Source organism: Porcibacter vitabionis (assembly GCF_046263795.1).
Classification (GTDB): domain Bacteria; phylum Bacillota; class Clostridia; order Lachnospirales; family Lachnospiraceae; genus Lachnocurva.
Genome location: NZ_JBJYZD010000018.1, coordinates 27,735 through 42,574, shown reverse-complemented (window position 1 = coordinate 42,574; position 14,840 = coordinate 27,735). Strand labels below are relative to the sequence as shown.

At 46.7% G+C, this 14,840-nt stretch carries 11 protein-coding genes and 1 other annotated feature; of the genes, 2 read left to right on the top strand and 9 right to left on the bottom strand.

All coding sequences use genetic code 11. The features are described 5' to 3' along the window. Window positions 1-145: 145 nt before the first annotated feature. The 8 genes from srtB to trpD all read right to left on the bottom strand — a co-directional run bounded on the left by srtB (window position 146) and on the right by trpD (window position 10,309). The gene (gene srtB / locus ACKX2L_RS11085) at window positions 146-1,129 is read right to left on the bottom strand and encodes a class B sortase (RefSeq protein ID WP_497551811.1); all 984 of its coding nucleotides are present in this window, start codon (window positions 1,127-1,129) and stop codon (window positions 146-148) included. Between the two features lie 126 nt (window positions 1,130-1,255). Continuing rightward, the gene (locus tag ACKX2L_RS11080) at window positions 1,256-2,995 is read right to left on the bottom strand and encodes an O-antigen ligase family protein (RefSeq protein WP_497553307.1); all 1,740 of its coding nucleotides are present in this window, start codon (window positions 2,993-2,995) and stop codon (window positions 1,256-1,258) included. A 129-nt stretch (window positions 2,996-3,124) separates the two neighbouring features. Further along, entirely contained in the window at window positions 3,125-4,858 is a 1,734-nt protein-coding gene (locus tag ACKX2L_RS11075) for a hypothetical protein (protein ID WP_497551813.1), read from the bottom strand. A gap of 199 nt (window positions 4,859-5,057) precedes the next feature. After that, window positions 5,058-5,561: a DUF2798 domain-containing protein gene (locus tag ACKX2L_RS11070; RefSeq protein WP_497551814.1), complete on the bottom strand. Its 504-nt coding sequence runs from the start codon at window positions 5,559-5,561 to the stop codon at window positions 5,058-5,060. A 278-nt stretch (window positions 5,562-5,839) separates the two neighbouring features. Further along, window positions 5,840-6,616 carry a tryptophan synthase subunit alpha gene (gene trpA, locus ACKX2L_RS11065; RefSeq protein ID WP_497551815.1) on the bottom strand — a complete coding sequence of 259 codons (777 nt, stop codon included), beginning with the start codon at window positions 6,614-6,616 and terminating at the stop codon, window positions 5,840-5,842. A 35-nt stretch (window positions 6,617-6,651) separates the two neighbouring features. Next, on the bottom strand, window positions 6,652-7,842 hold the full coding sequence (trpB, locus tag ACKX2L_RS11060) for a tryptophan synthase subunit beta (RefSeq protein ID WP_497551816.1): 1,191 nt from the start codon (window positions 7,840-7,842) through the stop codon (window positions 6,652-6,654). 16 nt (window positions 7,843-7,858) lie between these two features. After that, entirely contained in the window at window positions 7,859-9,274 is a 1,416-nt protein-coding gene (trpC, locus tag ACKX2L_RS11055; RefSeq protein ID WP_497551817.1) for an indole-3-glycerol phosphate synthase TrpC, read from the bottom strand. A 12-nt stretch (window positions 9,275-9,286) separates the two neighbouring features. Beyond that, window positions 9,287-10,309 (bottom strand): anthranilate phosphoribosyltransferase, encoded by a 1,023-nt coding sequence (gene trpD / locus ACKX2L_RS11050; protein ID WP_497551818.1) that lies wholly within the window; start codon window positions 10,307-10,309, stop codon window positions 9,287-9,289. Window positions 10,310-10,411: 102 nt separating this feature from the next. Continuing rightward, window positions 10,412-10,651, bottom strand: a binding site (T-box leader). A gap of 592 nt (window positions 10,652-11,243) precedes the next feature. On the opposite strand from trpD, the gene ACKX2L_RS11045 reads away from it, so the two are divergent. Beyond that, a complete protein-coding gene (locus tag ACKX2L_RS11045; protein ID WP_497551819.1) occupies window positions 11,244-12,251 on the top strand; it encodes a carbon-nitrogen hydrolase family protein in 1,008 nt (335 codons plus the stop codon). 90 nt (window positions 12,252-12,341) lie between these two features. Then, window positions 12,342-13,226 (top strand): LysR family transcriptional regulator, encoded by an 885-nt coding sequence (locus tag ACKX2L_RS11040; protein ID WP_497551820.1) that lies wholly within the window; start codon window positions 12,342-12,344, stop codon window positions 13,224-13,226. Between the two features lie 6 nt (window positions 13,227-13,232). On the opposite strand, the gene ACKX2L_RS11035 is transcribed toward ACKX2L_RS11040, so the two are convergent. Beyond that, window positions 13,233-14,399 (bottom strand): MFS transporter, encoded by a 1,167-nt coding sequence (locus ACKX2L_RS11035; RefSeq protein WP_497551821.1) that lies wholly within the window; start codon window positions 14,397-14,399, stop codon window positions 13,233-13,235. Window positions 14,400-14,840: the final 441 nt, after the last annotated feature.

Here is a 14,840-nt window from a genome sequence, read left to right as displayed (position 1 = left end):
GTATACTCTTATTCATAGAGAACATCTCCTTTGCAAGGTTTTTTGGTTTTCCGCTTAATACCTTATCACAGGTGATGTTCTCTTTTTATATTTTTTCCGACTAAAACTTTACGCTAGCATTTCTTGTGGCTGGGAGCACAGCTGCTTAGTTCTTCGAACCGCTCTCCTTCCTGGCTCCTTCAGCAGCCATATTCTGTGCATCGTTGGCATGATCGATGCCTGCTTTTTTTGCCTCATCCTCTGTCAAGAGTACCCCCTGGACAAGAAAGCGCTCTGTCTCCACACTATTACAAGTCGAAAGTGTCAGGATCTTATCATCCGAAACCAGGGAAGAAGCGATTGCATTATCAACATTCCCCTTGTAGAGTTGCTGGAAAGATTTGAGATAGGTATTCCAGACATCGTCCTCCTTAAAGTCATTAAAATACGCAAGGATCAGGCGATCATCATAATTATAGGCTGCAAAAACCTGGTAGACATACTTGGCATTTGGCGTATAGATATAAATATAGGGATTTTCCTTAAAGAAATTCTTATCTTCATACTTATGCAGGCTGGTAAACATAGTTCCATTCTTCATGTTGTGTCCGTAAAGTACGGTCATGCGGTCAGAAAAATCTTTGGCATTTCTTTTCTGAGAATAGATCGCGCCCGGATATCCGGATGCCTTATTCACCTGATGCATGAGATAGAAGTCTTCTTTCTCATTCTCAGAAGATTGCAGAACCGGATAGTTGACATTACTGTTCGGAACAACGATCCAAGCGTAAATGTCCGGGTTCAAAGCCTGTAGGGCCTTCCAGTCGATTTCCTCCGGAGCCGACTCGGCCTGTTCCTTCTGAGTGGGTACCACTTTTGAAATCTTCTGAACTTTGCGATTGGTCCGGTCCTTATAATAGCGGTATCCCTGGTAGCCGGCAAAAGCCAGAACCATCACTGCCACGATCAGAATAAAGGAAAGAATAAGATGCTTTTTTCCCTTTTTCCGTTCGGAAGCATCATTTTCTCCAGGATTCCCGCCAGAAATTCCACCAGTTTCCATCTTCTCAGCCACATTCTTATTCGCAATCGTCTCATTCATATCTCTAAGATCCAGATCCGACATCTTTGCCTTTTTATTCTCTTCCATGAAAATTTTCCTCCCGAATTGCATTATATCGCATCCGCTTGAATCTTGTCATTTGTCTTAGTCGAAAAAGCCCTTCCTGACAGCTTCCGACTTATTTGCTGAAATCCTTACATAAAAGCCTCTGCTTTATTCAGCATATGCCCTTAATATCTTCTCTGCATCCTCTGTCAATGTGAATTTTGGTTTGTCTTTGATCCTCCAAGCCAAAGGATTGGTCGAAGCTTTGGTATCTATCAGAAGCTTCTTTATTTCTGAAACCGCAGTGATTGCCTTGTCGCACTGTGCTGTCTCCCCGCTCTCCTTATAAGAATCAATCGCCTTTCCCAGTTTCTCCACATAATTGGAAAGGATCTCATTCTGATAAGGCGAAAGTGCTGCCGCCTTCTTCCCATATCGGATCATGGCCTGGTAATCCCCCTTCGCGTTCGCCTCATTCATATATAGCACATAGACGGAAGAATTGTATGGATCCAGTTTTAACACAGATTCTGCAAATTCCTCTGCTGTGTCATAGTCCCGCGCCGCATAGACCTGTGCCATGGCATACTTATAATCCAAGGGATAAATCTTCCAAGCGACATCCGGATGGCCGGCATAGTCCAGGGCATCTCCGATGCCGATCCATGCCGACAGGCAAATATAGACAAAACATGCCATAGTCAGGATACTCTTTGTCTTGAATCCGGACCACTCCCAAGAAAAGCACTTGCCATCTTCCCAAGGAAGCTCGAGTAAAAGGATCCAAATCATGGGGAAAAACTGCAGATCCCAGTCCATGATCATATGAAGTGAAATCAAAACCAAAAGCAAGCGCTGCAAACCCCGGGACTTCCTCAAACCATGTATGATCATGGTCACAAAACCGATCCCGCCGATCCATCCGTAATCCAGGAATGCCTGGAGATATTCATTATGGACAAACTTCACCTCATAATATCCATGCTGGAAAAGCCCCTCCATCTGATGATAGCCGAGATAGCCTAAGCCGAAAGGATGCCGGACGATCACCGGAAGTGCATCCATCCAGTAAAGAAGGCGGCCTACAAAAGTACTTGATTTCCCGGAAATGGTCACAAACCGCCCAATGGAAGTAACATTTCCTGTGACCAGGACATAAACAATCGCTGCTGCCAAGAGCAGACCGGTCAAAACAGCCAGCGTTTTCCTGGTCAATGGATACTTGATCAGAGACCATACGACAACAGCCAACGTCAGGAGAAATGTATACCGGCTCCCGGTCCACAGGATCCCGCCCATCAATGCAGCCGGCAGAAGAAAGAGGCGGAAAGCTTTCTTTCCCTTGCTTCCATCCTCATGGGATCGGTCTCCATTTTGCCAGAGCAAAACCGACAGGCAAAGCAAGAGATAGAGGGCACAGACATTGGCATACTGGAAGAGACCGTTCAAACGCCCGCTCAGAATAACAAAATTTCTTGTTTTGGGAAAAGCGCATAGAAACAAAGAGACAAGAAGAAGGGCAAAACCGGTCTCCGGCATGGTATGAAGTGCAGTCTTTCTCGTCTTCGGATCCACTTGCATCAGGAGGAAGCCAAATACGGCAGCTGACAAGATAACAGCAAAGCCCTCTAAGCCAGTTCCATAATCTACACCGAAAAAGATCGACAGGAGACTGCCCAGAAGAATCAATCCGCCGGCTAATGTCGTTCGATTCCAATAGAAGCGACACTCTTTTCTTGTTGCTATCAGGATCAGAAAACTTACTGCAACAAGGATCCCTGCAAAGAGACTGGTGTAGATGGATGCCAGGCCCAGAAGGAAGGGGCTGATCTCAAATAGGTAAACCAGGAGATTATCTCCGCCGGCTATCGATTGTGATTTTTTTGAATGTTTCTGTGAAGTTTTCATATTTTCATTCCAGAATAATGTACTGCATTTACAAGCATAGTATATCCCTGCAAGCTCATAAAAAAACTGCTCTGCAATCAATTCACAGAGCAGTTTTTCCTTCAAAGCAATCAGGGATGATAGAACATATTAAAATTCTCCGGTCTTCGGGGATTTCGTTGCCGGCTTAGCCGATTTTGTCTTGAGCGTCGTTGCCTTCGTTGCTGTAGAAGTTACTGTTGTCTTAGTTGTTGCAGAAGCTGTCGTTTCTGCAACTGTATTCTCAGCAATCTTCTTCTCAATAATCGTATCATTGGCAGCGGTCGCATCCTCTGCTCCCATGGGTTTGTCCGAAAGCACGATTACATAGTCGGATGCATGGGTGAACTTGAGTTTAGCATTTCCATCCTTGTCAATTTCAGATCGAGAGATGTATTCAAAGGTTCCATCCGGCTTATACCAATAGAGGTTAGCAAACTTGTCCTGATTTTCTTCTCCGACATTCCAGGTAAGGGTTGCATCGAAGCCAAGAGGGCCCTCATGCGCAAGGGAGATTTGCTTGGTAGCTTTTGAGCCTGCAAGGCTTGCAACAGCATCACTGGGAACAGCATTTTTCACACTGACTTCCAGATTAATATCAGATGTTTCCCTGATTTCCTTTCCATTAATTGTCCAATTGTATGCGCCCATATCCAGGTCAAGATCTATATCATGACCCTTGACTGCCTCTAGATATTCCTTCGGAACAACCGTAGCAAGTCCCATTGGAACATAGTATGGTATTGTTCCCTGGTTCGGATGACTCTTCAAATATTTCACTGTCGATTCTATGGAGCTAATATATTCCTCTTTCTGCTCCTTGGTCACTTTAAGCGGTTGATCTGTTTCCCAAACTGCCTGAAAAGACATATTGGAATGAACCGTATAAGTTGTGCCCGAAATCAATGTGTTTGATGGTTTAGAGCCATTGAAAGAAGTCACATTCAACCATCTTACTGCTTTTCCACCAATAGAAGATGGAAGGGTAATTTTCGAGCCTTCTTCAACAATCTGAGATTTCAATGTTTCAGAATCAGCCTTTGGTACATTCTCCAAGATAGTTTGCTGCGGATCATATACTTCATTCGGATCCAGAATATCATAGATTACCTGGAAATTTGTGGTTTTTGTATATACATATGGTAGCTTTGCGTCAGCAGTCCAGCTATAATTCAGGCCTGATGTCATATCATTCGGTGTGAAATTTTCCATTCCTTTAACAAAAGTCTGAGGATCATTTATATCCTTGTCTAGCAGGAAATAGTTCCAATCCTCTTTATATCCAAATCTGGCTTCTGCCGGATACACATAGTTTACGCCCCACAAAATCTTATCCCCATATGTAGGGTATGCAGAAAAATAATAATCTGGCAGAAAATCTTGGTCTGATTCAACGATTTCTCGTTTAAGTACATCCAAAAGCCCATTTTTATCTAAGAATCCACTATAATTACCCGTGAAATACATGGAAGGACTGTATACAAATCCGGTGAATTTTTCACCCTGATACGTCTGTGCTACTTCTGATTCCATTTGGTCTATTCCGAGCGCTTTATACAGATCCTCTGCTGTCATACCTTTCGTATAAGTAACATGTTTTTGATTCGAGGGTGAAATACCAACATTCCCACTCTTATCTACATAATATACATCCATGATTAGCGACTTATGCTTCGCGGGTCTATCTGTATTATCTGTCGGTGTATTGTACGTACTTCCTGTTGGCGTATTGTATGTACTTCCAGTCGGTGTTTCTGCATTTGCACCCGTTACATTAAAAACAAGGGTCAAAGCAAAAACAGCAGCCAGGAGCAAGGCAAAACGCTTTTTCATTCCTTCTTTCATCCTATCCTCCTTTTAAATGAAAAAATCTCATCCCTGAAAACGCTTTGTCAACATATGTATATTAGCCCCTCAGATAGTAATTTTCAATCGTTACTATGTAAATTTTTTCTACCTCTACCACTAATGGGAATCTTCTGTAAATAATGTCTAAAAAAAAGAACCTGTTCTACATTCCTTGTAGAACAGGCTCTATTTATACTCAATCTTCGATTTCTAAACTCTCCTGCCTTGCTGCAGTTTTGGCATCGGTCTGTCTTTCGCGGAAGATCAGGCGGAAAATCAGGCGAACCAGCGGGCCGCAGTAAAAGAGCTGATAGAGAATTGCCATCGGGAAGTTCATGCCCCAGGTCTGGATCCAGGTGGCAAAATTTTTGGTGTCTTTGAAGAGGATGGTTGCAATCAGGCTCATGGTCGGGCACATGATGCAGCAGATATTGATGGAGATCGCATAGGTGATAAACTGAGGGCGATCGGTCGGCCGCATAACGCGAAAAGCCAGTATGCGAGCAATTTTTCCTACGACAAAGAATTCCAGCACAAAGGCAATCGGCACCATGATGGGCATTTCATGAAATGCGGCAAGAAATGTCTCTGCTTTGACTCCTCCCATATTGAGGGCGACATTATAAACGATCATTCCATAAACCATGATTGTTGCCATAATGGCTGTGAAAACGACATCCTGAAATTTGTTTTTCGGCATAGATTCCTCCTTAGAAAATAACATTACACACGACTATGTGTTGTTCGTTATCCCTTAAGAGAAGGTCGTTTCCAATGAGACCATAGTCAAACGACAGAATGATAACACAATTTTACTTTCCTTGTAAGTACTTTTTTCTTACACCGCTCAATTTCACAGCAAATCAGTTCCCATCCTTGCTCTCACATGGGAAAGATTCCCACCGGCTTTAATCGGCGCAAACTTCAGCGCGTCCCATCCTTGCCCTCACATGTGAAAGATTCCCGGAATCACCGTCCTTATGCCCCATGCACAGCCTCTGCCATGGACCGGACATATTCCCGAATGGGGTCTGCCGCATCCCTGCCGTATTTTGCCAAAAGTTTCACAACTGCGGATCCTACAATGGCGCCATCGGAAAGACCTGCCATCTCCTTCGCCTGTTCCGGTGTCGAGATGCCGAAGCCGACGGCACAAGGAATCTTTGTCGCAGAACGGACCAGCTTTGTCATAGCTCCGATGTCCGTTGTGATCTTGTTCCGTGTGCCCGTAACGCCAAGAGAAGATACCATGTAAACAAACCCTTTTGCCTCTTTGGCGATCATAGAGATCCGGTTTTTTGACGTTGGCGCCACCATGGAGATCAGGTCGATCCCGTACTTTTTTGCCAGAGGAGCGAAATCCTCCTTCTCTTCATAGGGAACGTCCGGCAAAATCAGTCCGTCGACGCCGGCTTCCTCTGCCTTCTGCATGAATCGCTCCGTCCCGTAGGAGAAGACAACGTTGGCATAGGTCATATAAACCAGTGGAATATCGACCGTTTCTCTCAGTTTCTTTGTCAATTTGAAGACGGAATCCGTCGTGATTCCACCATCCAGGGCTCTCTTGTCGGCTTCCATGATGACAGGGCCCTCTGCTGTCGGATCGGAGAAAGGAATACCAAGCTCTATTAAGTCTGCTCCTCCCTCAACAGCCGCATGAACAGCCTTTTCAGTGGTCAAAAGATCAGGATCTCCTACGGTAAGGAAAACGATGAAAGCCTTCTTATTATTAAATGCGTTCTGAATTCGATTCATATCTGCTCCTTTTTTTGGTCTGCATTTCCCCTGAATCAATCGTGAATATCCTGGCCTCTGTAGCGGGCTATGGCGGCGCAGTCTTTATCGCCGCGGCCGGAGACCGTCACCATCAGAATCTGATCTCTCGACATTGTCGGTGCCAGCTTCATGGCAAAGGCCAGGGCATGGGCAGATTCGATGGCAGGAATGATCCCTTCGGTCCGGGAGAGATATTCGAAGGCATTGACTGCCTCGTCATCTGTAATAGCAACGTACTCGGCCCGACCGATCTCATGGAGATAGGCATGTTCGGGGCCAATGCCCGGATAGTCCAGGCCGGCGGAAATCGAGTAGACAGGAGCGATCTGGCCATATTCATTCTGGCAGAAATAGGATTTCATTCCATGGAAAATACCAAGTTTTCCTGTATTCATGGTCGCTGCGGTGTCACCTGTGTCGATCCCGCGCCCTGCTGCCTCGCAGCCGATCAGGCGGACCCCTTGATCCTTGATATAATGATAGAAGGAGCCGATGGCATTGGATCCTCCGCCAACACAAGCAATGACAGCATCCGGCAAACGACCTTCCTTCTCCAGGATCTGTGCTCTGGATTCTTTGGAAATGACGGCCTGGAAGTCCCGGACAATGGTCGGGAAGGGGTGGGGTCCCATACAGGAGCCGAGACAATAATGGGTGTCCTCGATCCGTGAGGTCCATTCTCTCATGGCCTGGGAAACGGCATCCTTCAGCGTTCCGGTTCCGTCTGTGACCGGGACGACATCTGCGCCCAAAAGCTTCATTTTATAGACATTCAAGGCCTGTCGCTCGCAGTCAACTTTGCCCATAAAGATCACACAGTCCATCCCGAGAAGAGCCGCTGCCGTTGCGGTGGCAACGCCGTGCTGGCCGGCACCGGTCTCCGCGATCAGTCTCGTCTTCCCCATTTTTTTCGCCAGAAGAGCCTGGCCCAGGCAGTTATTGATCTTATGTGCGCCGGTATGATTCAGATCTTCTCGCTTGAGATAAATCTTAGCTCCGCCCAAATCTTTGGTCATCTTCTCAGCATAGTAGAGTCGGGATGGGCGGCCGGCATATTCATTCAAAAGCCTGGTCAACTCCTGATTAAATTCCGGATCATCCTTATATTTCTGATAAGCTTCTTCCAGCTCTATAACAGCATTCATCAAGGTTTCCGGTATATACTGACCGCCGAAAATTCCAAATCTTCCTTTTGACTTTGTCATGTGTTTCCTCTCTTTCCTATTTTTCCCTGACCGCTTTTACAAAGCGCCGGATCTTTTCCTTATCTTTATAACCGTCCGTCTCCACAGAACTGCTGACGTCCACCCCATAGGGATGCAGTATTTTTATCGCCCGGTCTACATTTTCCGAACTAAGGCCACCGGCCAGAAGATAGGGCCGCTTCATTGTTTGGGCCAGGTTCCAGTCGAAGCTCCGTCCACTGCCGCCAGGCCCGTGATCCAGTAACACCAGATCCGCGGAAGACTTGTTTGCAGCCAAAAGATCGGCCGGGCTCTCGATTCGAAAGGCCTTGATGATCCGAATCTTTGGAAGCTTAGCGCGAAGATCTGCAATGTCCTTCTCGCTCTCCTGTCCATGCAGCTGAATGGTTCGGATCCCGGTCACCTGAACAGCCTTTCGGATCTCCTCAACGCTTGCATTGGCAAAAACGCCGACCGGCTCGATCCTTCGGTCCAAGTGTTTTATCAATTCGCATGCTTTCTCATATGAAATGAATCTCCGTCTCCCCGGGACAAATATAAACCCTGCCCAGTCGGGACACATCAGATTTACTGCTTCAATATCAGAGGGTCTTTGCATACCGCAGATCTTGATCTTCGTTTGGGCTTTTACGTCTGTGCCCAGAAGCTTTTGGATCTCCGCTCTCTGGTCTTTCGCCCGCATCAGCTGTTCGCCGATCAAGGCGGCATGGATATGATCCGCTTCCAGAGCCTCAATATCTTCTCTCGTATGAATCCCGCTTTCTGCCACAAAAATTGCACTTTCCGATGCATATTTCCTTAATCGTCCGGCATTATGGATATCCACGGTGAAATCTTTCAGATTCCGATTGTTGACGCCGATCACTCTGGCTCCTGCCAGGCCTGCCATTTCGACTTCTTTCTCATCATGGGCTTCGACCAGGGCGCTTAGCCCAAGAGAATCCGTGATCGCGATCCATTCCCGGAGGGTCTCTATTTCCAGAAGGGAACAGATCAAAAGGACGGCAGATGCGCCGAGCGTCTTTGCCTGGTAGATCATATAAGGATCCACCGTGAAATCTTTCCGCAAAACGGGAATTGAAACTGTTGACGCAATCTCTGTCAGATACCGGTCTTCCCCCAGAAACCACTTTGGTTCCGTCAGGCAGGAGATTGCCGATGCCCCGCCTTCTTCATACCTTTTTGCGATTTCCAGATATGGAAAATCCGGGGAGATCAAACCCTTGGAGGGGGAAGCCTTCTTACATTCGCAAATCAGCTGCATGCCGGGTCTTTTGAGATTCTTCTCAAAAAGAAACTTCTTTTCTTCCGAAGTCTTTTGTGCCATATCCTCTGCCTGTCGTCTGACTTCTTCCAACGGAAGGCTTTTCTCGGCAAGTCTTACTCTGTATCTGGCATGATCCGCCAGCTGATCGAGAATTGTTTCTGCCATGTCTCTGTCCTCTTACAAATTCGACTCACGAATGACATTTTCCAGAGTTTCCAGCGCTTTTCCGCTATCGATCTGATCAGATGCCAATTTGACTCCGGAAGCAATACTATCAGCCTTTCCTGCAATATAGAGTGCTGCACCCGCATTCATAAGAACAATGGTCCTCTTAGTTCCCCGCTCTTTTCCAGACAGGACCTCTCTTGTGATCCTGGCATTCTCTTTGGGACTTCCGCCGATGATGTCTTCCTTCCTGCCTCTGGTCAGACCGAAGTCCTCCGGCTTTATCACACTGGTTCGATAAAAGCCTTCCCGAAGCTCACAGACAGTTGTCGGAGCGGATGCGGAGATCTCATCCATCTGATCCTGACCATGGACGACCAGAGCCCGCTTCACTCCAAGGGAAGAAAGGACCTTGGCCACCGGCTCAACCAGATATTCATCATAGACACCAAGAAGGAAGAATTCCGGTTTTGCGGGATTGGTCAGAGGTCCGAGAATATTGAAAACCGTACGAATGCCAAGTTCCTTCCGAATCGGACCGACATATTTCATTGCGGAATGATATTTCTGGGCAAAGAGAAAACAGAAACCGGTCTTTTCCAGCATTTCCCGGCACTTGTCCGGATCTTCGTTGATATTGATTCCCAAAGCCTCCAGGCAATCGGCGGTTCCGGAAAGAGAACTTGCTGCCCGGTTTCCGTGTTTTGCGACCTTGACTCCAGTAGAAGCAATTACCATGGCGCTTGTGGTGGAAATATTGAAGCTATGAGATCCGTCTCCGCCGGTTCCGACGATATCCAGAACCTCCATGCCCGGATGCTCCACCGGAGTTGCAAGACTCCGCATAGCTTCTGCACAACCGGAAATCTCATCGATGGTTTCTGCTTTTGTTGACTTGGTGGAGAGCGCGGCAAGGAATGCGGCATTTAATACCGGTGTTGTTTTGCCGCTCATAATTTCCAACATGACCTCTTTCGCCTCGTCATAGGTCAGATCCTTTTTGTCGACGACTTTCTTAATTGCTTCTTCAATCATTTTGCTGCCTCCTTTGAAATAACGATCCAAGGGTCAGCTGGTATTTTCCGCCGCTGAATTTTCCCAATAAAAAAGTCCCTGACAGAAGTAGCCAATACTTCTGTCAAGGACGAATAAATTCGCGGTGCCACCTTGATTCACGGATCACCCGTGCACTTAGCAGGATACCAACATATCCCTGACCCTTAACGCAGGTCCTTACGTCACAACCTACTTCCGCAAAAATTACGATTCGGCCGTGCCCTCAGCGGTCCATCCACAGTCGGGTGTTCTGCCCGTTTCCATCCTCCGGGCTCTCTGTCAGATCCTCTTTCTGCTTCTTCTCCGCTTCAACGGTTTAAAGTGTTTCTGTTGTTGTCGCCTATTCTAGACTCCTTATTCGAAAAATGCAAGGGGAATTTTAAAAAGTTTAGTGAAAGCCAAAATGCGAAAGCCAAAATTCGGCTCGACTAATGTTTCGAATTACATTTGCTTCGAATGGAATTCGGTGCTTTCTTTTATGTTGCTATTACATTTTTATACTTCTTTATCTTATTTTATATTGATTTATATTAATTTGTATTTTCAGATGGTTTTTTATTTTTTATTTGGATTCTACTTCTGTTTTATATTAAATTTTATAAGCATTAACAAGAGTATTCATTACAAAGGATACTGTTTGCCATTCAAAGATGGAGACCGGTTCACACCACCAGAGACATAATTCAGTGGGCTATTATAGTCTTATCTGTCGATTCGAATGACTAGAATGAAACTAAAAGATGACAGGCATCAATCATTCGTTGCTTGAATTTTCCGAGAATTGAGATTATTTTTAAGTCAGTAAATGACAAAGGCGTCGGGAAGAGGATTTGAATTCCTCTTTGCGGCGTCTTTTTTGTTTCACCCCGGGGAGCAGATGGTTTTACTTTCTAAGAAATGGAGGAAGCGTCCTATGGCATCATATCCCAAGTATAAAGTAGCAGCAGTACAGGCAGCTCCGGTTTATCTCGATCTTCCGGCTACAGTTGACAAGTCCGTAAAGATTATCACGGAGGCAGCAAAGAACGGCGCTAAGCTGATCGGCTTCCCGGAAGGATTCCTCCCCGGCTATCCCTGGTTTGCATTTCTCGGAAGAGCACTGGATTACGTACCGAGATTCTATCATCAGCTGTATCTGAATGCGGTTGAAGTTCCCAGCGACGCACTGGCAAAGATCAGCCAGGCAGCCCGCGATAATGACATCTATGTCTGCATTTCCGGTTCCGAAAAGGATGGCGGATCTCTTTACCTGACCCAGTTCTGGTTCAATAATAAGGGTGATCTCATCGGCAAGCACAGGAAGATGCGTGTTTCCGTTGCCGAGCGTCTGATCTGGGGCGACGGTTCCGGTTCCCTGATGCCGGTATTCGATACCGAGCTCGGCAGACTCGGCGGATGCCAGTGCTGGGAGCATGATGTTGCTCTCGATGTCGCTGCCATGAATGCTCAGAATGAGCAGGTTCATGTTGCTTCCTGGCCCGGTTATTTCGATGACGATATTGCAAGTAAGGCATACGCCATCCAGACCGGCACCTTCGTTCTGATGACAAGCTCCGTCTATGATGACAGACTCTACACCATGCTCTGCACTGACGAGGATGGAAATCTTGAGGAAGACCGTCTGGCTTACTTCAAGACTCTGAAGCAGGGCCACACCGCCATCATCGGGCCGGACGGAAATCTCCGCAGTGACTATGTTCCTTCCGGCCAGGAGGGCATCGCCTATGCAGATATCGATCTGGAGGATATCATCGATTACAAGTACGGATTCGATGCAGCCGGCCACTACCGCAATCAGTATCTGACCCTGAACTTCTACCGCGAGCCGCATCCCTTCTGCAATTATGTCGGCGACGGCAAGCAGGAGCCGATTCCCTATGATGCACTGCAGCCCGGCAGCACAGAAGATTCTCAGGAATAATTGAATGAAAAGTAAAAAGTACTAGAATAAATGGGGAAGTCTGGAAACAGGCTTCCTCTTTTGTCATCTTAAAAAAGGAGGGTCAGACATATGAACCTATCGGATCTACGCTATTTTGTGCAGGTCTGCGACGACCACAGCATTTCACAGGCAGCGGAGCATTTCTTCATGACACCCCAGGGCATCAGTAAGGCTGTCCGCCGTATGGAAGAGGAAGTGGGTACGGATCTTCTGCTGCGAAGCCAAAGCGGTGTTCATATGACAGAATACGGGCAGATTTTCTACGACCATGCCATCCAGATTCTTCAGGAATCTGATCAGGCCCAGCAGGAAATTGACAGTCTGAAAGCGCAGAATCTAGGCCTTTTAAAACTTGTCTCGGCCTTCGGCATCCTCCGCTATCTGACCCCGGCCTTTATTCATGCCTTTACGGATGCAAATCCGGCCGTTCACCTCGACTATACGGAATTCCCGGATTCCTATATTGAAAATAAGGTTCTGGACGGAGAATACGATATCGGCCTGACGCCATTCAAGACGGAAAAACCGGACCTGGTCTATCTTTCCCTATTCTCCAAGGAAATTTACTTCATCGTTCATCCGGGGAGCCGCTTCTATGACAGAAAGGAAGTCTCGATTCGGGAGGTCCTTTCCGAGCCTCTGGTTCTAGAAAATGACCATTTTCTGATCCATCATCTGCTTTTTGATACTGCAGCCAGGGAAGGAGTCACCATCAATCCCTATTTCAACACCAGCGGATTCAGCCTCTGCTATAAGCTCTGCCTGAAAGGTGAGGCAAATACGGCCTCCATGGATTTCATCTTTGACGATATGGCTCAGGACGGCCTCCGCAGGATTCCTTTTACGGAGCATCCCATGTGGCCGGTCGCCCTGATTCATAAAAAGGATCTGCCGATCTCGGAGAGCATGAAGGCCTTTATAATGCATACGACGAAGTGGAAGGAGTGGCTGTAAGCTTAATCAGGCCTTCTCTTTTACTTTGATCATCCGATAGGCATACTCCAGCATGCCCAGATTCAGAACTGCAAAGATCAGAAGATAAACGGGCATAATCCCAATGCCGATCCACTGCTGGAGATTTCCGAAGGCCATGGGCATAAAGGTGCTACCGACATAGGCCGATGCCATCTGAAGGCCGATGACTGCGGCGCTGTTTCTTTTTCCGAAGTTAACCGGCGCCATATGCTGAATGGCCGGATATACCGGTCCCATTCCGGTACCGATCACTACAAATCCGACAGCCGCCAGCTGATAGCCCTGGACGGGAACCATGACCATCAGAATTCCGGCGAGCTCGATTGCAATACCGATCCGAATCCTTGCCTTGTCACCGATCATATTCGAGATAAAGCCGCAGATCAGCCGTCCCAGCATCAGGCCTCCGAAAACAAGAGACCCAAAGGATGCAATCTGCCCCTTGCTGAGTCCCTGCTTAACTCCGGCAAAATAGCTGGAGGTCCACAGAAAGCTGGTGGCTTCTCCGGAGCAGTAGGCAAAGAAGGCAATCAGGGTAGGAATGACGCCCGGAATGCGGATGGCCTCCCGGATGCCGCTGCTTTCTTCGACTTCTTCTCCATCTTTCGGATCATTTTTCTTCCAAAGGGGAAGAGATAAAATGCAGACCAGAAGGATACCTGTCTGAATATAGGCCGTCCACCAGTAGCCCTCATTCCATCTGGCCACCCGGAGAGCCTGACCCATGATCATCGGGCTGATGACGGCTCCGATCCCGTAAAAGCAGTGAAGGAAATTCATAACCGACCCGGAGAAATTGCTGGCCACATAGTTATTGATGGAGGCATCAATCGCACCGGCACCCAGACCATAAGGCACAGCGAAAAGGAAGAACATCCAGTAGGCATTGCATACAGAAAATCCCAGAAGCCCAAGAATGGTAAGAAAGATGGAGATGATCACAATCCACTTGGTATGAAGCTTCCTCATGATTCTCGGACTTACCAGTGCCGAAATAATGGTCATAAAGGATATGGTCATGGAAATATAGCCCGCATAGGACGAAGGCACTCCCAGATCCACATGCATGGCCGGCCAGCCGGAACCCAGAAGCGAATCCGGCAGTCCCAGACTGATAAAAATCAGATAAATAACCGCGATCAAAAGTCCCATAATCTTTCACCTCAAATTGATTATAAAGGAAATGTCTACCCGTATCATAATAAATTGAACTTCTCTGCCTAATATTGTTATAGTTGGAATTACTGATAGAAGGACAGCGACAGCCGTAAAAATTCTAATTTTGTGAGGGCTTTCATGATTAATTTTGAATCAATTACATCGCTGAACTCTTATGTACGCACAAACGAAATGACCAGAAAATGGTCAGAAAAGAAGATGACCGCAAAGGATGCGTTGGAACTGTATCAGCGCCGTGATGAATCCAAAAAGTTGTTCAGGGGAGATAAGTCATAAAACACGCATGATTTTCAAAAGATTTCATATATCGATTTTCCATACCAAAAAACATTCTTATGTGCTAACCTATATGATTAATAGAAACAGGTTATCTGCAAGGATCCCTGGATTTCTGCATCTTCGGATATCTTCGGG